This window comes from Pantoea sp. (genome assembly GCF_032114055.1).
Lineage (GTDB): Bacteria > Pseudomonadota > Gammaproteobacteria > Enterobacterales > Enterobacteriaceae > Pantoea.
Genome location: NZ_DAMCTB010000001.1, coordinates 170,308 through 188,638, shown reverse-complemented (window position 1 = coordinate 188,638; position 18,331 = coordinate 170,308). Strand labels below are relative to the sequence as shown.

General features: G+C 58.9%; 13 protein-coding genes. 4 read left to right on the top strand and 9 right to left on the bottom strand.

Annotated features, from left to right (window positions below):
* Positions 1-14 precede the first annotated feature (14 nt).
* On the bottom strand, positions 15-1,043 hold the full coding sequence (locus RT657_RS00865; RefSeq protein WP_313651643.1) for an ABC transporter substrate-binding protein: 1,029 nt from the start codon (positions 1,041-1,043) through the stop codon (positions 15-17).
* 215 nt (positions 1,044-1,258) lie between these two features.
* Here RT657_RS00865 and RT657_RS00860 point away from each other — a divergent pair, with 215 nt between their 5' ends.
* The 3 genes from RT657_RS00860 (at position 1,259) to RT657_RS00850 (ending at position 5,362) form a co-directional block, all read left to right on the top strand.
* Positions 1,259-2,293: a substrate-binding domain-containing protein gene (locus tag RT657_RS00860; RefSeq protein WP_313651641.1), complete on the top strand. Its 1,035-nt coding sequence runs from the start codon at positions 1,259-1,261 to the stop codon at positions 2,291-2,293.
* Between the two features lie 263 nt (positions 2,294-2,556).
* A complete protein-coding gene (locus RT657_RS00855) occupies positions 2,557-3,450 on the top strand; it encodes an SDR family oxidoreductase (protein WP_313651639.1) in 894 nt (297 codons plus the stop codon).
* Positions 3,451-3,538: 88 nt separating this feature from the next.
* A complete protein-coding gene (locus RT657_RS00850; protein WP_313651637.1) occupies positions 3,539-5,362 on the top strand; it encodes a glycoside hydrolase family 15 protein in 1,824 nt (607 codons plus the stop codon).
* A gap of 92 nt (positions 5,363-5,454) precedes the next feature.
* On the opposite strand, the gene ampC is transcribed toward RT657_RS00850, so the two are convergent.
* The 3 genes from ampC to RT657_RS00835 all read right to left on the bottom strand — a co-directional run bounded on the left by ampC (position 5,455) and on the right by RT657_RS00835 (position 8,133).
* Positions 5,455-6,609, bottom strand: a complete 1,155-nt coding sequence (gene ampC / locus RT657_RS00845; RefSeq protein ID WP_313651635.1) for a class C beta-lactamase — start codon at positions 6,607-6,609, stop codon at positions 5,455-5,457.
* Between the two features lie 30 nt (positions 6,610-6,639).
* On the bottom strand, positions 6,640-6,885 hold the full coding sequence (locus tag RT657_RS00840; RefSeq protein WP_313651633.1) for a hypothetical protein: 246 nt from the start codon (positions 6,883-6,885) through the stop codon (positions 6,640-6,642).
* Positions 6,886-6,951: 66 nt separating this feature from the next.
* Entirely contained in the window at positions 6,952-8,133 is a 1,182-nt protein-coding gene (locus RT657_RS00835; RefSeq protein WP_313651631.1) for a glycosyltransferase family 4 protein, read from the bottom strand.
* Positions 8,134-8,771: 638 nt separating this feature from the next.
* On the opposite strand from RT657_RS00835, the gene hpxO reads away from it, so the two are divergent.
* Positions 8,772-9,929, top strand: a complete 1,158-nt coding sequence (gene hpxO, locus RT657_RS00830; protein ID WP_313651629.1) for an FAD-dependent urate hydroxylase HpxO — start codon at positions 8,772-8,774, stop codon at positions 9,927-9,929.
* A gap of 41 nt (positions 9,930-9,970) precedes the next feature.
* On the opposite strand, the gene dcp is transcribed toward hpxO, so the two are convergent.
* The 5 genes from dcp to guaD form a co-directional block, all read right to left on the bottom strand.
* Positions 9,971-12,016: a peptidyl-dipeptidase Dcp gene (gene dcp / locus RT657_RS00825; protein ID WP_313651627.1), complete on the bottom strand. Its 2,046-nt coding sequence runs from the start codon at positions 12,014-12,016 to the stop codon at positions 9,971-9,973.
* Between the two features lie 61 nt (positions 12,017-12,077).
* Positions 12,078-12,854: a xanthine dehydrogenase accessory protein XdhC gene (gene xdhC / locus RT657_RS00820; protein WP_313651625.1), complete on the bottom strand. Its 777-nt coding sequence runs from the start codon at positions 12,852-12,854 to the stop codon at positions 12,078-12,080.
* A complete protein-coding gene (xdhB, locus tag RT657_RS00815) occupies positions 12,841-15,207 on the bottom strand; it encodes a xanthine dehydrogenase molybdopterin binding subunit (protein WP_313651623.1) in 2,367 nt (788 codons plus the stop codon). Before xdhB ends, xdhC begins: the two co-directional genes overlap by 14 nt.
* On the bottom strand, positions 15,197-16,639 hold the full coding sequence (gene xdhA, locus RT657_RS00810; RefSeq protein WP_313651621.1) for a xanthine dehydrogenase small subunit: 1,443 nt from the start codon (positions 16,637-16,639) through the stop codon (positions 15,197-15,199). The genes xdhB and xdhA overlap by 11 nt, the downstream gene beginning before the upstream one ends.
* The gene (guaD, locus tag RT657_RS00805) at positions 16,636-17,964 is read right to left on the bottom strand and encodes a guanine deaminase (RefSeq protein WP_313651619.1); all 1,329 of its coding nucleotides are present in this window, start codon (positions 17,962-17,964) and stop codon (positions 16,636-16,638) included. The genes xdhA and guaD overlap by 4 nt, the downstream gene beginning before the upstream one ends.
* Positions 17,965-18,331: the final 367 nt, after the last annotated feature.

Below are 18,331 nucleotides of genomic sequence, written 5' to 3'. Positions count from 1 at the left end.
GGGCGCGCACCCTGTTACTGCGCGCTGGCACCAATCTCCTTGTCCCAGCGGCCCAGCAGCGCTTTGCGTTTGGCTGAGTCACCGTACGTTTTGAAGTCATAATCGATCAGCTTAATGCTCTCAAAGCGCGGCGCGTACTCGGAGATCGCTGCGTTGCGGTTGGAAGGCAGCTGGAACGATTTCGCCTCTTTCATGTGCGACTGCGCTTCTGCACTGAGTGCCCAGTCATACCAGCTTTTAGCATTGGTCAGGTTACGCGCCCCTTTGATGATCGACATCGAGCCTATCTCATAGCCGGTACCCTCACAGGGCGCGACAGGCTTGATCGGAAAGCCATCCACTTCCATGGCGACAGCATCATGCATAAAGACGATGCCGACGGTCGTTTCGCCGCGCGCGGCAGATTTGACGGGCGCCGAGCCGGACTTGGTGTATTGAGAGATGTTGGCATTCAGCTTCTTCAGATAGTCAAAGGCCTTGTCTTCACCCATGATCTGAACCAGTGTCGCCAGAGTGTTGTAAGCCGTACCGGAAGAGTTCGGATTGGCAATCTGAATTTCACCTTTGAACGCGGGATCGAGCAGGTCAGCCCAGCAGGCCGGAACCTTCAGCTTTTTCTCCGCCAGCAGTTTTGTGTTGTAGCCCCAGCCCAGCGCACCGGCATAAACGCCGACGGTGCGATAGCCGGAGATCTCTGCCACCTTTTGTGACCAGGGTTGCTGCTGGTCGAGCAGGGGTGAATGGTAAGCCTGGGTCAGGCCCTCTTCTGCAGCCTGCAGATGCGGGTCGCCAGTGCCTGCCCACCAGATATCAGTGCGGGGATTTCGCGCCTCACTGCGGATGCGGGCATAAGCCTCTCCGGCAGAGAGGCGCACCATACTGAGTCTGATATCGGGATGGGACTGACTGAACAGCGTGGTCATCTGTTCGCACACCACCACGTCCGCAGAACAGATCATATTGAGATTACCCGCAGCCGCAGCCGCAAAGGGCACCGCCGGGCAACTGGCAATTACAGCAGCAAGCAGAGAGGAATAACGCATGATGTTCTCCTGAAAGGCCGGATGACGCGGAAGCGCCATTTTTTGCACATGTGTGCAATCATTAGTACGGCTCGCCCTCCGGGCTGTCAATTGTGTTATTCCGCAATGACAGGTTCTGTCACAAATATGAAACATTAGTCGTTCCGTTATCTTTTGCACAGCCTTGCAATTTAGGGCAGACTCACTGCGGGCACTCTCGGGGGGAGGAAAAGAAAATGCAGCAGCTAAAAGCGGTCGTCAGCGCACAGGATGTGGCGGAGCGGGCAGGCGTCTCCCGCTCCGCGGTTTCGCGCACCTTTACGCCAGGTGCCAGCGTATCGGAATCCACCCGTCAGCGGGTGATAAAGGCGGCTGAAGAGCTGGGCTATCATGTTAATCACCTGGCACGTGGCCTGGTCAGTCATCGCAGCGGCATTGTCTGCTTAATCGCCTCTGAAGTGGATACCCCCTACCGCGCCAGCCTGGTGCGCTGGATGACACAGTATCTGCAGGAGGCGGGAAAGGTGGCGATGCTAATCAACACCGACCGCTCAGATGCGCGGGTGTCGGCGGCGCTGCAGCAGGCGATTAATTTTCGTGCCGACGCCTCTATTATTCTCTCCGGGATGCCGGACAGGGGTATTACCCAGCTTTGTTATAAGCATGGTCAGCACCTGGTGCTGATCAACCGCGATGAGTCCCTGCCCGGTACACTGAACATCAATCTCGACTCCCGCCCGGCTGCGGAGATGGCCGTCAATGCCTTTGTACGGGCCGGGTGCAGCCGCATTGCCTTCGTCAATTCACTGGCAGGCACGCCGAGCCTGCAGAAACGCGAAACCGATTTTCTGGCGGCTGCGCAGCGTGCAAACGTGGCCGTTCAGGTGGAACGGTTCGGCTCAACCTCCTATGAAACCGGGCAGATACTGGCGCAGCGCCTCCTGACACGCAATGTGCGCCCCGATGCGGTCTACTGTGCCACCGACCTGCTCGCCTGCGGATTTATGGATGAGGCACGGCACCGCTTCGCGCTACGTATCCCGGAGGATCTCTGCATCATCGGGCATGACAATATTGCCCAGTCGGGCTGGGCGTCTTACAACCTCACCACCTTTGCGCAGCCGGTGGAGCAGTTTGCCCGCGACGCTATCCGCTGGCTGGTGGAAACGGAGGCGCAGCCGGACGAACTGATACCGAAAACCGAACAGCATCAGGAGCGCAGAATATATCCGGTCGATGTTGTCTGGCGGGGTTCTGTCCGTGGTGGCTAATCGGCTTCTTTTTATTTTTCAATGGCACCGTTACCGGCTGAAATAATTTCCTGTCGGTTTTACGCTTCGTTTTAATTAATCCCGGCCTGCGCTGAAAAAATAGTGGGCCGCCCTGACACACAACCCCCATTTCTGTCTACGCTTTATCTGCATTATTCATTCACTCTGGTTTTATCTGCTCAATGAATCAGCAGTCAGATGTGACAAATATCACATTTGTGCCAGGCTTACTGTCTCAGATTACTCTGTTCAAGGAGCAAACAATGACAACACCAACGAATAATTCGCTCGAGATGAATCACTTCCCAAAACCTCCTTTTGAGGATCAGCCGCAGCAGGCACCAGGCCTGGCCAGCAAAATGATCCCGGTGCCGGATCACGGTGAAACCAGCTATCGCGGGGCCGGCCGACTGACTGGCCGCAAAGCGCTGATCACTGGTGGCGACTCCGGTATTGGTCGCGCCGTGGCGATTGCCTACGCCCGGGAAGGCGCAGATGTCGTCATTAACTACCTGCCGGAAGAACAGCCGGACGCCGACGAAGTGGTGAAATTAATCGAAGCAGAAGGCCGTAAAGTTTTCGCTATTCCCGGTGATATTCGCTCTGAAGCGTTCTGCCAGCAGCTGGTTAAAGAAGCTGCCGATAAATTAGGTGGTCTGGATATTCTGGTTAATAACGCCGGTCGTCAGCAATTTAATGAGTCCATCCGGACATTGAGTACGGAAGATTTCGACGCGACCTTTAAAACGAATGTTTATGCCATGTTCTGGATCACGAAAGCGGCGCTGGAATATCTGCCTCGCGGCGCGTCCATTATTAATACCTCGTCCGTACAGGCATTTAAGCCCAGCGATATTCTGCTGGATTATGCGCAGACCAAGGCCTGTATCGTCGCCTTTACCAAATCGCTGGCTAAACAGCTGGGTGGTGATGGTATCCGCGTCAATGCGGTCGCCCCGGGCCCGTACTGGACCCCGCTACAGTCCAGCGGCGGTCAGCCGATGGAGAAAGTCAAACAGTTTGGTGCGGATGCGCCGCTGGGCCGTCCGGGTCAGCCGGTTGAAATCGCCCCGCTCTATGTGACTCTCGCCTCAACTGAGAGCAGCTACGCCTCCGGCCAGGTCTGGTGCTCTGATGGCGGCACCGGCACGCTGTAATGCCCTGAAATGGCCGCCTGGTGCGGCCATTTTTTTGTCCTGCTTTTGTCACCCCATCCCCCGCCATACCGAACAGAGGAAAACGCGCATGCAGAACCCGATCTTTCATTCGCCCGTCAGAGAGGAGGGCTTTGCGGGGCTGGGCGACTATGCCGCAGTTGGCGAAGGCCGATCGGTCGCGCTGATTGCGCCGGATGGGTCGATAGACTGGTGGTGTGCGCCCAATCTCGACGCGAAACCGCTGTTTGACCGCCTGCTGGACGCCGGACTGGGCGGCTACTTTCAGATCGTGCCGACCGCGCCTTATCAGGTGTCCCGCTGCTACCGGGATAACAGTAACGTGCTGGAAACCCGCTTCGAAACGGAAAGCGGCACGGTGCTGCTGACCGAATCGATCAACAGTACGCTGGCGGGCCGCCTGCCCTGGTGCGAACTGGCCCGCCGCATCGAAGGCGTCAGCGGTGAAGTAACGTTAGCCATCACCCTGCGCTTTGGCACCGCGGCCGAAACCCGTTCGCCGTGGGTGGCGGACAATGAGAAAGGCAAAGTGTTTCACATCGCCGACATCATGACGATGTTTCGCACCAGCGACGACATCCGGATCACCCAACTTTCCGACGAACAGGTCTGCGCCACGCTGCGCACGACAGCGGGTTCCCGTTCGCTCTGTGCGCTACTGGTGACCGAAAGCGAGCCGCTGGCGGTGCCACCGCTGGAGGCGATCGATCAGCGCATCGAAACCAGCCATACCGGCTGGACCAGCTGGGTGGAAAATCTGAGTTATGCCGGCCGCTATCCGGCGCTGGTGAAGCGCTCTGCCCTGTCGCTGAAATTTCTCTGGTACTCACCGACCGGTGCGCTGGCTGCGGCGGCAACCACCTCGCTGCCGGAGGGCATCGGCGGCGAAAAGAATTACGACTACCGCTACGCCTGGGTGCGCGACGCCTGCCTGATTATCAAAGCCTTTGTCTATATCGGCGCACTGGAGGATTGCAAAGCGGCGTTCTCCTGGCTCTCCCAGACCATCATGCGGCACGGCGTCAGGCTGCGCGCCTGCTACGCCCTGAATGGAGATGAAGTGCCCGCCGAGCGTTATCCGGCGCTCACCGGCTATCGCCATTCACAGCCAGTTCGGGTTGGCAATAATGCCCGCGATCAGCTGCAGCTCAGCATGTATGGCGACATGCTGGTCACCGCACAGCACTTTATTGAAGCGGGACATGTGCTGGATATCACCACCTCGCGCATGCTGGGTGAGCTGGCGAACTGCTGTGCCGATCACTGGCGACAGCAGGATTGCGGCATCTGGGAATTGCCGGAGCTACAGCACTACACCCACTCGAAAATGGCCTGCTGGATGGCCCTGGATCGGGCCGTCGCACTGGCCGAAAACCAGCATATTGAACCGACCTGGCTGGGACGCTGGCAGCGGGAGCGCGACCGCATCCGCGACTGGATTGAATCTCACTGCTGGTCAGAACAGCAGCAGGCTTATCTCTTCTATGCAGGCAGTGAGGATCGTCTCGACGCCTCGCTGGCGCTGGTTCACAGCTACGGCAACGCGGTGAACCGGGAGCGTATGCTCGCCACCTGCCATGCTATCCGGCAAAACCTGGGCGATGGCAGCGCCATGCTCTACCGCTACAGCGGTGCCCGGGAAGAAGAAAGTACGTTTCTCGCCTGCGCCTTCTGGCTGGTGGAAGCCTGGGCGGAACTGGGCGAAACGGCGCAGGCAGACCAGGCGATGCGGGAGATTCTGGCGACGCTGGACGGTCAGGGCAACGTTGATATTTTCAATGAGATGTATGATGTGCGCACACAGCGCTGGCGCGGCAATATGCCGCAGGGACTGAGCCATCTGGCCCTGATCTGCGCGGCGCAGGCGTTGTCAGAAGCCGAAGCGCCGGCCTGAGGCCTGGCGCTTCTGTGGGCCGGCTGCAGCCGGAAGCGCGGGTCGAAGAAGAATGGCCCGATGACGCGTTTGCTGACGATCTCCGCCGACGATTACTCCGGGTTGCCCTGTTGCAAAGCCTGCAGAATCTGCCAGGCTGCCTGAACGCGCAGCGGATTCGGATAGTTTTTATTCGCCAGCATCACGATGCCGCAGTTTTTGGCGGGGATAAACGCAATGTAGGCCCCGAATCCGTTGGTCGCACCGGTTTTATGTACCCAGCTGGCGCGCTGCGACGGCCCGGCGGGCGTCAGCTGCGTCGCCGGACGAGCCTTCAGCGCCACGCTATTATCACTGTCGCCGATCAGCGTGTCGGCAGAGACAGGCCAGTCGTATATTTCCCAGCCCAGCCCCTGATAGAGCTTTCCAGCGCTGAAATAGCGCGACTGCGCGGTGCGCATGGCGTTCCGCAGCACCGCATTGCCTGCAGAAAGCCGGTTAGGATCCACGTTCGCCTGCATAAACGTGAGCATGTCACGTGCGGTTGATTTGATGCCGTAAGCTTCGGCATCCAGCATCCCGGGCGACACCCGCACTGGCTGACCGTTTTTATAGCCCCAGGCGTAGTTGATCATCATGGAAGTCGGCACGGTGATATAGGTGCGCGTCAGGTGTAAGGGCTGAAAAACATGCCGTTCCATCGCCTGCTCATAGTCGCCCTTCACCATCAGCGCGCCAAACAGGCCGATGCTGGCGTTGGAGTACTGACGCAGGGTGCCAGGCGCGGCCTGCGGCTGCCAGTTCTGATAGAAGCGCAGCAGCGACGTCTGGTCGGTCACCTCATCCGGCAGCTGCAGCGGCAGGCCGCCCGCCGTGTAAGTGGCCAGATGAAGCATCCGAACCGGCCGCCACTGGGCGCCAGTGAGCTGCGGCCAGTGCTTCTGTACGGCATCGCTGAGGCGGATGTCGCCATTGCGGATCTGCACGCCAGCCAGCGTGCCGGTAAACGTTTTACTGACGGAACCAAGTTCAAACAGGGTGTTTTCCGTGACCCGGCGGCGCGAATCGAGATCGGCCACGCCGAAATTCACAAACTGCGCCCGCCCTTTATAGAGCACCGCCACCGCCATGCCGGGGATCGACTGCTGCGCCATCAGCGGTTCGATCGTGGCTTTGACCAGAGAAGTGACCTGCTGTGAGGAGAGATCGGCGGCAACACAGCGGGCAGAAAGCGACAGCAAAACAACATAAAACAAGGACTTTTTCATCGGCAACCAGAGGTTCTTTACTGACAGAAATTACTTACATTGGCTGGCACAGGCCTGCACACACATCTGCGCCTCAGAGCTGCAGGATCCGTTGTCACGGGTATTGCAGTGAGACTGTTCAACGTAGCAGTTGGACTGGCAGGCGGAGAGGTCGCAGCGGGCCGCAGCGGGCGTCAGCTGAGGTACAGAGGCGCGGGCCGGAAAAAGCGGTGCGGGCTGAGCAAAGGCGCTGCTGCCCAGTAATCCGGACAACAGCAGAGTGACGATAAGTTTCATAAGCGTTCTCCTGTGGGACGTCCTCTGAGTATGGCTACTCTGGCGCGTCCCGTCAGAGAAATCTCACTAAACTGAGACAACCGGCGGGTGTTCAGTAGCATTCATCACGCCACGGCTGTAAATTTCGTTGAGCCGGGCAACATAACGCTGGGTGTCATGCTGCTCTCTGATGCGCAGAATGGCTGCCTCACCCTTCTCCTGCAGCATTTCAGGACGTTCAATAATGGCGAGCAGCGTCGATTTCAGCCCCTCCACCAGCGACCGGCGCAGCGCGGATTTCTGATCCGGCGAAGTGATACTGTATTCGCGGTCAGCATTCAGTGGACTGGTCAGCACCCAGCCTGCACTGACGGGATTGATCTCCGGCAGCGCCCGCACGTTACTGGTGATCACCGGGCAGCCGTTCGCCTGCATCTCCAGCACCGAAAAACCGTAGGTTTCCTGCCAGGTCGGTAATAATCCCGCATCACTCTGACGGAACAGCTGCATCAGCGCGCCGTTCTCCATCCGGGTGTGATGGGTAAAGCAGCGATAGCGTTTAATGCGGTTTTCGATGCCACGGCAGAACGCTTCATCATCCTGGAACTGACGATGCGCAACATTGTGGCGCCTGGCGAGATCGCCAATCAACTGCACATCCAGCTGCGACTCTTCCAGCCGGCGCTCTTCGAGCAGCTCACTGATGGCCAGCACCACTTCCGCGCCGCCTTTGCGGTAAAACTCATTACCGGCGAACGTCAGCTTAATCACGCCGGGCTTACGTGGGGCTTTCTGCTGCACAAACAGCTTCTGAGGCGGATGTATCACCACCGTTTTACGGCGAATCTGCTGCGCAACGTCCGGTCTGAACAGCTTCATCTGGATATTCAGCGTGGCATCGGAGATGGCAATCAGCCCCAGACAGTTATCTTTGAGCAGATAAGGGATCAGGCGCTGCAGCTCCGGGTTATCCTGTTTGGCGACGCCAGCCACAGGTAATACCCGCGGGAGCTCGGTTTCAAAGCTCGCCACCCACTTCTGGCGGGTGATGGCGACTTCGTTAAACAGATGCAGGATATCCGCCCGTGATGCGCCTGAAAACGGCACTGGCTGGAAAACAAAAATTTTATTTTTTTTAAGCAAACGCGTGCGTAACGGGTTAATAAAATAGAACAGGTTACGCGTCTTCAGATTGATATATTCATTATCCGGATTGACTAAAATATTGCGCTGCTCGGGATACTGGTTATTTGTGATTCCAATTTTCATGATTGCTTTCCGGAGTCCTTGTCATTGGCGTAATCTATATCATGTCAGGCTGAAAACTGCGTCCAGGCAATATCCTAAAAGCTTGTTCTGCCGCAGTTTGTCCGATTATTTTTAAACTTTTATCTGGCAACAAAATCGTCACAGTTATTTCTGTTTGTGAATTCCGGGCGGCTAATTACACGACTATCCGATTGTATCCTGAGCTTTTTTCACAGAATTAAATCGCGATCAGCATGTGATTGGCCGGACCAGTTGTTAATTAATTGTTTAAATATTTTTCGGACTTTTTAACGTTTTCCGTCCGCCTCATCGTTGATTATTTCTTAACTGACTTCAGGATGGCGGCAAACCTGCGTTAATGAGGCTCTCTGCCTGATAACACACGCCAATCATGCTCCGCACCCGGCCCCGGCCCCGGCCCCGGCGATGAAACGATTGATACAGCATTGCCGCAAATGCCCCCTGAGGAAACGGCGGTCTGCTTCATAACAGTGCGAGGACGTCGCCTGTCACACCGTATCTCCCTGTTCAGTAATCCTATAACCTCATGATTTAATTGGTGAGTAATGCTTTTATCATGCCGTGCACCTGCCTGGTACAAAAGTTGCAGGAGAGATGACAGGTATAAGGAGAGCATTATGAAAGCAATCGTGATTGGTGGCGGAATTGGCGGCATGAGCAGCGCCATTGCGCTGGAGAAAGCCGGGTTTGAGGTCGACGTTTTTGAAGCCGTAAAGGAGATGAAGCCGGTCGGCGCGGCGATTTCAGTCTGGCCCAACGGCGTCAAGTGCCTGAACGCGCTGGGCATGAAGGAGGCGCTGCGTAAGCTGGGCGGGAATATGGCTTACATGGCCTATCACGACGGCACCAGCGGAGCCGCCCTGACCCGCTTCAGCATGGCACCGCTGGTGCAGCAGGTCGGCGAATATCCCTGCCCGGTGGCGCGTGCAGAACTGCAGGCGATGCTGATCGACACCTTTGGACGCGAACGGGTACAGTTTGGCAAACGGGTAATCCAGGTCGAACAGAACGCACAGGGCGTCATCGCCACCTTCTCGGATAACAGCCAGGCTCACGGCGATTTTCTGATTGCCGCAGACGGCACCCATTCGGTGATCCGCGAATATGTGCTGGAGCAGAAGCTGGAGCGGCGCTATGCCGGTTACGTTAACTGGAACGGCCTTGTTACTATCGACGAAGCAATCGCGCCCGCCGACCAGTGGACCACCTTTGTCGGCGAGGGCAAGCGGGTGTCACTGATGCCGGTCAGCGGCAATCGCTTCTACTTCTTTTTTGATGTGCCTCTGCCAAAAGGATTGCCACAGGATCGCGCCACGGTAAAAGCGGATTTGACCGGTTATTTCCAGGGCTGGGCGGCGCCGGTGCAGCGGCTGATCGCCGCCATCCATCCTGAAACCACCAACCGGGTGGAGATCCACGATATCGAACCGTTCAGCCGGTTCGTTAAGGGCCGCATCGCCCTGCTGGGCGACGCCGCTCACAGTACCACGCCCGATATTGGTCAGGGCGGTTGTGCGGCGATGGAGGATGCGGTGGTGCTGGCCTCGACCCTCGCGTCCCATTCGCTGGGCATCGAGGATGCGCTGCTGCGCTATCAAACCCGACGGGTTGAGCGGGTTAAAGATCTGGTGCTGAAAGCCCGTAAGCGCTGCGATGTCACCCATGCACGCGACCCGGCCGTGACGGCAGCATGGTATGACTCCCTGAAAAGCGAAACCGGCGAGCGCGTGCTGGCCGGTATGTGTGAAACGATTGAGGGCGGGCCGCTGGGTTAGCCGGAGAAGCGGGCCGTCAGCATGACGGCCTGCTGCGTGGCTTAATCGTCCGTGAGACCGCGATTTTTCAGCATCGGCGCCAGCTCAGGCGCCGCGCCTCGCCAGCTTTCATAGAGGGTTTTGAGATCGCTGCTGTTACCCCGTGACAGAATCTTCTGCCGGAAAAGATCGCCGTTTTCCCGCGTCAGTCCACCCCGTTCGGCAAACCACTGATAGCCATCGTCAGCCAGCATCTGCGTCCAGATATAGGCGTAGTAGCCCGCCGCGTAGCCGCCACCCCAGATGTGCTGAAAATAGCTGGAGCGATAGCGCTGTGGTACCGCCTTCAGCGCCAGGTTGTCGCGCTCCAGCGCCTGCTGCTCAAAGTCGCCCACGCTTTGCGGCGCAGCATCAGCCCTGAGGCTGTGCCAGTGCAGATCCAGCAGCGCAGCCGCAAGCAGCTCACTCATTTCATAGCCTTTGTTGAACAGCGCGGCTTTTACCATCTTCTCGTGCAGCGCGGCAGGCATCGGCTCCTGAGTCTGATAGTGGCGGGCGTAGTGCCGGAACACCGCCGGCTCGCTGGCCCAGTGCTCGTTGATCTGCGAGGGAAACTCAACAAAGTCGCGCGGGGTTTCTGTGCCGGAGAGGCTCGGATAGCGCTGGCTGGCGAACAGACCGTGCAGCGTATGACCGAATTCATGGAACAGCGTAATGACGTCGTCCCAGCTCAACAGTGCAGGCTCACCGGCTGGCGGCTGGGTGAAGTTGCAGACGTTATAGATCACCGGCCTGCTCTCCAGCAGGGTCGACTGATTGACGAAGTTACTCATCCAGGCCCCGCCGCCTTTGCTGTCGCGCTTAAAAAAATCGGTGTAGAACAGCGCCAGCGGGGTATCGTCTGCATCGAAGATCTCATAAACCTGGACATCGGGATGATAAACCGGCAGATCCTGACGCTGTGTAAAACGGATGCCGTAGAGCTGTGTGGCCGCCCGGAAAACGCCATTGTGCAGGACCGAGTTAAGCTCGAAATAAGGTTTGATCTGGCTCTCATCCAGGTCGTAGCGGGCGCGACGCACCTGCTCAGCATAAAAACGCCAGTCCCAGGCCTGCAGGGTAAAACCGCCCTGCTGCTGATCAATAATCTGCTGGATAGCCGCCGCTTCCCGTCCGGCGCGCGCGCGGGCGGCGGGCACGATGTTGCGCATAAAGGCCAGCGCCGCATCAGGCGTTTTCACCATCTGATCCTGCAGCTTCCACTCCGCGTAGCTGGCAAACCCCAGCAGCCGGGCCTGCTCCGCCCTGACCTGCGCCAGCCGCAGAACCAGTTCGCGGGTGTCGTTTTCATCCCCTTTTTCCGTGCGTGTGGCACCCGCCGTAAACAGCGCCTCACGGGTGGCGCGGTCGGCGAGGCTCTGCAGCGCCGGTTGCTGTGTGGTGTTCTGCAGCACCAGCAGCCAGCGGTCCTCCAGCCCACGTGCACGCGCCTCCGCCTGAGCGACCGCGAGATCGGCGTATGACAGCCCCGCCAGCTGCTGCAGGTCACTGACCACCAGCCCGCCCGCCTTCGTGGCCGCCAGCAGCCGGTTGGTAAAGCGGGTGCTGAGGCGTGCCGCCTCCTGATTCAGCGCCTTAAGCGCCTGTTTCTGCGCTTCCGGCAGATTTGCACCCGCCAGCTGGAAGCGCTGCCAGATCACCTCAACCAGCCGTTTCGATTCGCTATCCAGTGTTGCGCGATCCAGGTAAACCGCGTCGAGCCGGGAGAAGAGCGACCGGTTGAGCATGATCTCATCGTTCAGCGCGGTAAGCTGAGGCGCGATCTCCTCATCGACCTGCTGCAGATAAGGGCTAGTGTGTGCGGAGGTCATGGCGCTGAAGACCAGATTCACCCGGTTCAGCAGCTGTCCGCTCTTCTCCAGCGCCTCGAAAGTGTTAAGAAAGGTAGGCGCGTCGCTGTTTCCGGCGATCGCGGCGATTTCCTGACGCTTCGCCTCAATGCCCGCCTGCAGTGCGGGCAGGAAATCCTGCTCCCTGATCTGGTCAAAGGGCGGAGCCTGGTAAGGCAGTGTGCTGACGCTAAAGAAGGGATTCTGACGGGCGTTCATGGTTCGCTCCTGATGGGCATCGCAAACTCTTATCCTGACAGGTTGCCGCCAGCGCGACAACTCAGCTGACTGGCTGCTGATAAACGCTGATGATTTCACCGGCAATCGCCACCGCAATCTCGGCGGGCAGCTTGCCTTTCACATCCGGCAGGCCAATCGGACAGCGCAGGCGCGTCAGCGTCTCGCTGTCGACCCCCTTGCCCGACAGCCGGTAGCGAAAACGCTGATTTTTGGTTTGTGAACCAATCAACCCGGCATAGCGAAAATCACCGCGCCTGAGCACCGCTTCGCACAGGGCGAAGTCGAGCGGATGATGATGAGTCATAATGATGAAGTAGCTGCCTGCCGGGGCCTGCGCTACGCAGTCGGCCGGGTCCTCCGGCTGGTGTGTCACGACGCCGGGCGGCACATGGCAGAACTGCGCCGCCCGGCTGTCGACCCAGTTTATGTGACAGGGTAACGTAGCCAGCAGATTAACCAGCGCCTGACCGACGTGCCCGGCCCCGAACAGCCAGATTTCCGGCTGCGCCTGCAGCAACGGCTCAAACAGCAGCGTTGTTCTGCCGCCGCAGCACTGGCCAAGCCGTGCACCGAGGCTGAACGCTTCAGTGCACGGCGCGCGGGTTCCACTCTGCAGCATCGCCCTGGCCTGGGCGATGCACTGAAACTCCAGATGCCCGCCGCCGATGGTGAGCCATGTCTCCTGCTGTGAGACAATCATCTTGCTGCCGCTGTCACGCGGCACCGATCCCTGTTCGCCGAGCACGGTGATCAGCACGCAGCTCTGACGTTTCTCCCGCAGCTGGTGCAATATGCCAATCCAGTCATGGTAGATCATCGGCGGCTCCTGTCAGGCGCTGCACGCCCTGGAAGATCCGTTCAGGTGTGGCGGGCGCATCCAGCAGCGGGTGCTGGCGGTAGTCGGCGACGCTGGCCACCGCATCCTGCAGGGCGCACCAGGCCGCGATTCCCAGCATAAAGGGAGGCTCCCCGACGGCCTTGGAATGAAACACCGTGTCTTTTGGATTTTTGCGGTTCTCTACCAGCGTGACCCGCAGATCGGCCGGAACATCGCTGATGGCCGGAATTTTGTAGCTCGCCGGGCCGTCGGTCAGCAGCTGCCCCTTGTCGTTCCACACCAGCTCTTCGCAGGTAAGCCAGCCAAGTCCCTGCACAAAGCCCCCTTCCACCTGACCGATATCGATGGCCGGATTCAGGGAGGCGCCGACGTCATGCAGAATGTCGGCCCGCAGCAGGCGGGACTCGCCGGTCAGCGTATCAATGATTACCTCGCAGCAGGCCGCGCCAAAAGCGTAGTAGTAAAAGGGTTTGCCCCGTCCCGCCAGCCGGTCATAGTGGATCCCCGGTACGCGATAGTAGCCGGTGGCCGAAAGCGGCACCTGATTCAGCCACGCCAGCTTCGCCACCTCGGCGAAGGTGTAATGTTTTTCCCCGGCACGCACCACGCCGTTGCGGAAACTCACTGCGGCGGCGTCGCACTGATGCAGTTCGCAGAGCATCGCAGTCATCCGGTCGCGCAGGATTTCCGCCGCATTCTGCGCCGCTTTGCCATTAAGGTCCGCGCCGCTGGAGGCGGCGGTCGGTGAGGTATTCGGCACTTTTCCGGTGTCAGTGGCGGTGATCTGGATCTTATCGACCTCAATCTGCAGCACTTCGGCAACAATCTGTGTCACCTTAGTGTTCAGACCCTGGCCCATTTCGGTTCCGCCGTGGTTGAGCTGCACGGTGCCGTCGGTGTAAATCAGGATCAGCGCGCCCGCCTGGTTGAGAAAGCTGGAGGTAAAAGAGATACCAAACTTCACCGGCGTCAGCGCCAGCCCGCGTTTCAGCAGAGGGCTGCGGGCGTTAAAGGCTGTGATCTCTGCGCGGCGAGCCGCATAGTCGCTGCTGCGTTCGAGCTGGTCCGTAATCTCATCCAGCAGGTTATCCTCCACCTGCTGGTGGTAATGGGTGATGTTGCGATCCTGCTTGCCGTAATAGTTACGTTTGCGCAGCGTCAGCGGGTCCAGACCGCGTTCGCGGGCAATATGGTCCATGATCTGCTCAATCGCCACCATGCCCTGCGGCCCGCCAAATCCGCGGTAGGCGGTGTTTGACGCCGTGTTAGTGCGGCAGCGATAGCCGGTAATCAGTGCATCCCCCAGGTAATAGGCGTTATCGGCGTGGAACATGGCACGATCGACAATCGATCCGCTCAGATCCAGCGAATAGCCGCAGTTTCCGGCCAGATCGATCCGGATGCCGCAGAGTCGCCCATCCTCCTCAACACCCGCCTCATAGCGTACGAAGAAGGGATGCCGTTTGCCGGTCACGCGCATATCGTCGCGGCGTGAAAGCCGCATTTTTGCCGCCCGCCCGGTCTGACGCGCCACGATGGCGCAGAGACAGGCGACGCCCGACGCCTGGGTCTCTTTGCCGCCAAAGCCGCCGCCCATGCGACGCATATCAATGGTGACCTGATTCAGGCTGATGCCCATCACCTCCGCCACCAGCTTCTGCACTTCAGTGGGGTTCTGAGTCGAAGAGAAAACCTGCAGCTGCTGGTCTTCCCCCGGGATCACCATCGCGGTCTGGGTTTCGAGATAGAAGTGCTCCTGACCGCCGATATGAAACGCGCCGCTGACCCGATACGGCGCACGCGCCAGAGCCGCGTCCACATCACCGCGCTGGTGAATATGCGGCTCCTGAACAAAACTGCCCTGTGCCAGCGCCTGCTCCACATCCAGCAGCGGCTCCAGTACCTCATACTCAATCACCGCCGCGGCCGCGCCCTGCCGGGCGGCGTCAGGCGTCTCAGCCGCTACTGCGATGACGATCTGACTCAGATACTCCACTTTCTCATGCGCCAGCAGCGGGTCGCCCGGCTCCAGTGGCCCGACATCATTAATGCCCGGCACATCCTGCCAGGTCAGGACGCTGACGACACCCGGCACGGCATAGCAGGGTTGCACATCAATATGCAGGATACGGGCGTGAGCGTGTTCGCTCAAACGCGGACAGAGGTGCAGCAATCCGGGCAGCTCCGGCTTGTCGTCGATGAACCGCGCTTCACCTGAGACATGCTTTTCCGCGCTCTCATGGCGGTTACTGCGACCCACGCCACTTTGCAGATCGGCGGCGTACTGCGCCTTGATAACCTCTTCGGTCAGTTCAGGACGGTTATGAGACATAGCGTGAGACCTCAAGACAGGTTATTTCGCCGTGATGACGATGCCAGAAGCGGCGGAGCAGGTTCTGCGCCACCTTAAGGCGATAGTCGCTGCTGGCGCGGAAATCGGAAAGCGGCTGGAAATCTTCAGCCAGCGCGGCTGCTGCCAGTGACACTGTCACGGCATCCAGAGGCTGACCGATCAGGGCCTGTTCACAGTGACGGGCGCGCTGTGGCGTTGCTGCCATGCCGCCAAAGGCGATGCGGGCGGCGCTGACGACACCCTGATCAAACTGCAGGTTAAAGGCAGCGAACACCGCTGAGATATCATCATCCAGCCGTTTAGAAACTTTCCAGGCAACAAAATTAGGTGACACCGTCACCTTGTCGATACGAATGGCGCGAATAAATTCCCCTTTTTCCAGCTGAGTCTGGCGATAGCCGGTAAAGAACTGGTCCAGCGGCAGGCTGCGCTGCGCATCGCCGTGCTGTAGCAGCAAGCTGGCATTCAGGGCCAGCAGCACGGGTGAGGCATCGCCAATCGGTGAGGCATTGGCAATGTTGCCGCCGAGTGTGCCCTGCAGACGAATCTGCAGTGAGGCGAAGCGCTGCAGCATCTCGCTGACGCCGGGAATGCGGCTGGCCAGAAAATCGCTGACCTGCTGCAGCGACGCGCCCGCCCCCAGCAGATAGTGGTCGTCAAATTCGCTGCAGACCTTCAGCGCGGCCACATGTTCAAGCGCAATCAGTACGCCGATCTTTTTATGCTGCTGTGTGATCTGCAGGCTGAGGTCGGTACCACCGGCAATCAGCTGCGCATCGGGATGCGCCAGACAGAGCGCGGCCAGCTGAGCGGGCGTTTTCGGCAGGAAGCAGCGGCGACCTTCACCGGCCAGCTCCTGTACCTCCGGACTGGCCAGCGCCTCAAGCCGCTGCACGGTGGTCACGGCCTGCTGCTCAAACAGATCGGACACCGGCTGCGAGCAGAGCTGTTCGGCGGCCGCCATAATCGGCCGGTAGCCTGTGCAGCGGCAGAGATTGCCGGCCAGCGCCGTTTCCGCCTCATGGCGATCCCAGCCTTCCGCCCGCTTTTGCAGGCTGAACAGCGACATCACAAAGCCTGGCGTGCAGAATCCGCACTGTGAGCCGTGGCACTCCACCATCGCCTGCTGCGCCGGATGCAGGGCGCGGCCATGACGCAGATCCTCCACCGTGATCAGCTGCCTGCCCTGTAAGGCGGAGACCAGCGTCAGACAGCTGTTGACCGTTTCATAGACCATTCTGCCGTCCACGACTTTGCCCAGGGTAACGCTGCAGGCGCCACAATCCCCCGAGGCGCAGCCCTCTTTGGTTCCGGTGCGCTGCTGCCGGGTGCGCAGATAGCTGAGTACCGTGAGGTTGGGATCGAGTGTCGCTTCCGTGACGAGCTGATTGTTTAACAGAAACTGGATCATGCGGCTTGCTCCTGTGATTCGCGTTGCCAGACCGGACGACCCGCGACCCAGGTCTGGGCAATATTACGGTCGTCGCCCAGCGTCATCAGGACAAACAGCTTTTCCCAGATATCTTTGCTGTTGCCAATCCGCAGCTGCTGCAGCGCAGAAACGGCCGGATCGAGCACCACGAAATCGGCCTCTTTACCCACGTTGAAATTGCCGATGGCCTGATCGAGATCCAGTGCGCGGGCGCCGCCCAGCGTGGCGTGATAGAAGGCTTCGGCGGCGCTGAGCCGGTAGTGCTGTAACTGCCCGACCTTGTAGGCTTCGCCCAGCGTCTGCAGCATGTTAAAGGTGGTGCCTGCGCCGACATCGGTGCCAATCCCGACGCTGACGCCCTGCTGCCAGCTGCGTTTCAGGTTGAACAGCCCGCTGCCGAGAAACAGATTGGAGGTGGGACAAAAGGCAATAGAGGATTCGGTATCATGCAGACATTGCCACTCCCGATCTTCCAGATGCAGGCAGTGCGCGAAGACGCTGCGACGGCCCGTCAGCTGATGATGGTGGTAGACATCCAGATAATTCTCCCGCTCCGGAAACAGCGCTTTCACCCAGGCCACCTCCTGCGGATTCTCGCTGAGATGGGTATGCACCCAGGTGTCCGGAAACTCCTGACGCAGCTGCTGGACTTTTTCCAGCAGCGCAGTAGATGAAGTCGGCGCAAAGCGTGGCGTCAGCGCATAGCTGAGCCGTCCGCGCTGATGCCAGCGTTCAATCAGCGCCCGCGTCTGCTGGTAACTCTGCTCCGGCGTCTCGGTCAGGTTATCCGGCGCATTGCGGTCCATCATCACCTTACCGGCAATCAGCCGCATGTTCAGGGCGTCGGCTGCGCTGAACAGGGCTTCAACCGACTGCGGATGAACCGTGCCAAACACCAGCGCGCTGGTGGTGCCGTTTGCGAGCAGCTGATGCAGAAAGAAGGCGGACATTCGTGCCGCGTGGTCGGGGCAGTGATACTGCGCCTCGACCGGGAAGGTGTATTGGTTGAGCCACTCCAGCAACTGCTCGCCAAAGGCGCCAATCATCTCGGTCTGTGGATAGTGAATATGCGTATCAACAAAGCCTGGCACAATCAGCTTACCGCGCAGGTCGGTGACGGGCTGGCCGGCAAGTTGTGTCGCGCAGTTTTCCCAGCTCTCCAGCCCCATCACATGCCCTTCGCGCAGCAGCAGTACGCCATCGTCCAGATAGCGGGCTTTACTGATGAGATCATCAGGATGCGTCACTGTGCCCATGAAATCGAAAAAGCTGGCGCGTATCGCCGTGTCGGTTGCTGAGAGCATGGTTTGTCCCTTCTGAATGCGCGATTAAGTATCTGCAAAATATCTCTGTTAAACATTGCAACCTGCGTGCCAGTTCTGAATATAAATAAAACCCTTACTAATCAGTTAAATGTGAAGAAATTCCGGCGTTGCGCAACAAAAACCCCTGGATGCAGGCAAGCAACCGTTTGCGAAACGGATGCAAACGGTTGCGATTCCGTTTCAGTTAAACAGTCTGATTTGAGTATGGCTAATCAGCGGAAAACCTGCCCCTTAACGGTGCAGCCTGCCCTGAAAAAGCGCAGCATTATGCCCGATAAAAACCGTTTACAGGCCTGGCTGCTTTTCTGCGCGCAGAAGCGGAAATGAAATGCTATGGTGAAGCCAT

What these genes read in the sequence shown, in the direction of transcription:
- RT657_RS00865 (WP_313651643.1), bottom strand. Translation starts at nt 1,043, where the DNA reads ATGCGTTATTCCTCTCTGCTTGCTGCTGTAATTGCCAGTTGCCCGGCG.
- RT657_RS00860 (WP_313651641.1), top strand. Translation starts at nt 1,259, where the DNA reads ATGCAGCAGCTAAAAGCGGTCGTCAGCGCACAGGATGTGGCGGAGCGG.
- RT657_RS00855 (WP_313651639.1), top strand. Translation starts at nt 2,557, where the DNA reads ATGACAACACCAACGAATAATTCGCTCGAGATGAATCACTTCCCAAAA.
- RT657_RS00850 (WP_313651637.1), top strand. Translation starts at nt 3,539, where the DNA reads ATGCAGAACCCGATCTTTCATTCGCCCGTCAGAGAGGAGGGCTTTGCG.
- ampC (WP_313651635.1), bottom strand. Translation starts at nt 6,609, where the DNA reads ATGAAAAAGTCCTTGTTTTATGTTGTTTTGCTGTCGCTTTCTGCCCGC.
- RT657_RS00840 (WP_313651633.1), bottom strand. Translation starts at nt 6,885, where the DNA reads ATGAAACTTATCGTCACTCTGCTGTTGTCCGGATTACTGGGCAGCAGC.
- RT657_RS00835 (WP_313651631.1), bottom strand. Translation starts at nt 8,133, where the DNA reads ATGAAAATTGGAATCACAAATAACCAGTATCCCGAGCAGCGCAATATT.
- hpxO (WP_313651629.1), top strand. Translation starts at nt 8,772, where the DNA reads ATGAAAGCAATCGTGATTGGTGGCGGAATTGGCGGCATGAGCAGCGCC.
- dcp (WP_313651627.1), bottom strand. Translation starts at nt 12,016, where the DNA reads ATGAACGCCCGTCAGAATCCCTTCTTTAGCGTCAGCACACTGCCTTAC.
- xdhC (WP_313651625.1), bottom strand. Translation starts at nt 12,854, where the DNA reads ATGATCTACCATGACTGGATTGGCATATTGCACCAGCTGCGGGAGAAA.
- xdhB (WP_313651623.1), bottom strand. Translation starts at nt 15,207, where the DNA reads ATGTCTCATAACCGTCCTGAACTGACCGAAGAGGTTATCAAGGCGCAG.
- xdhA (WP_313651621.1), bottom strand. Translation starts at nt 16,639, where the DNA reads ATGATCCAGTTTCTGTTAAACAATCAGCTCGTCACGGAAGCGACACTC.
- guaD (WP_313651619.1), bottom strand. Translation starts at nt 17,964, where the DNA reads ATGCTCTCAGCAACCGACACGGCGATACGCGCCAGCTTTTTCGATTTC.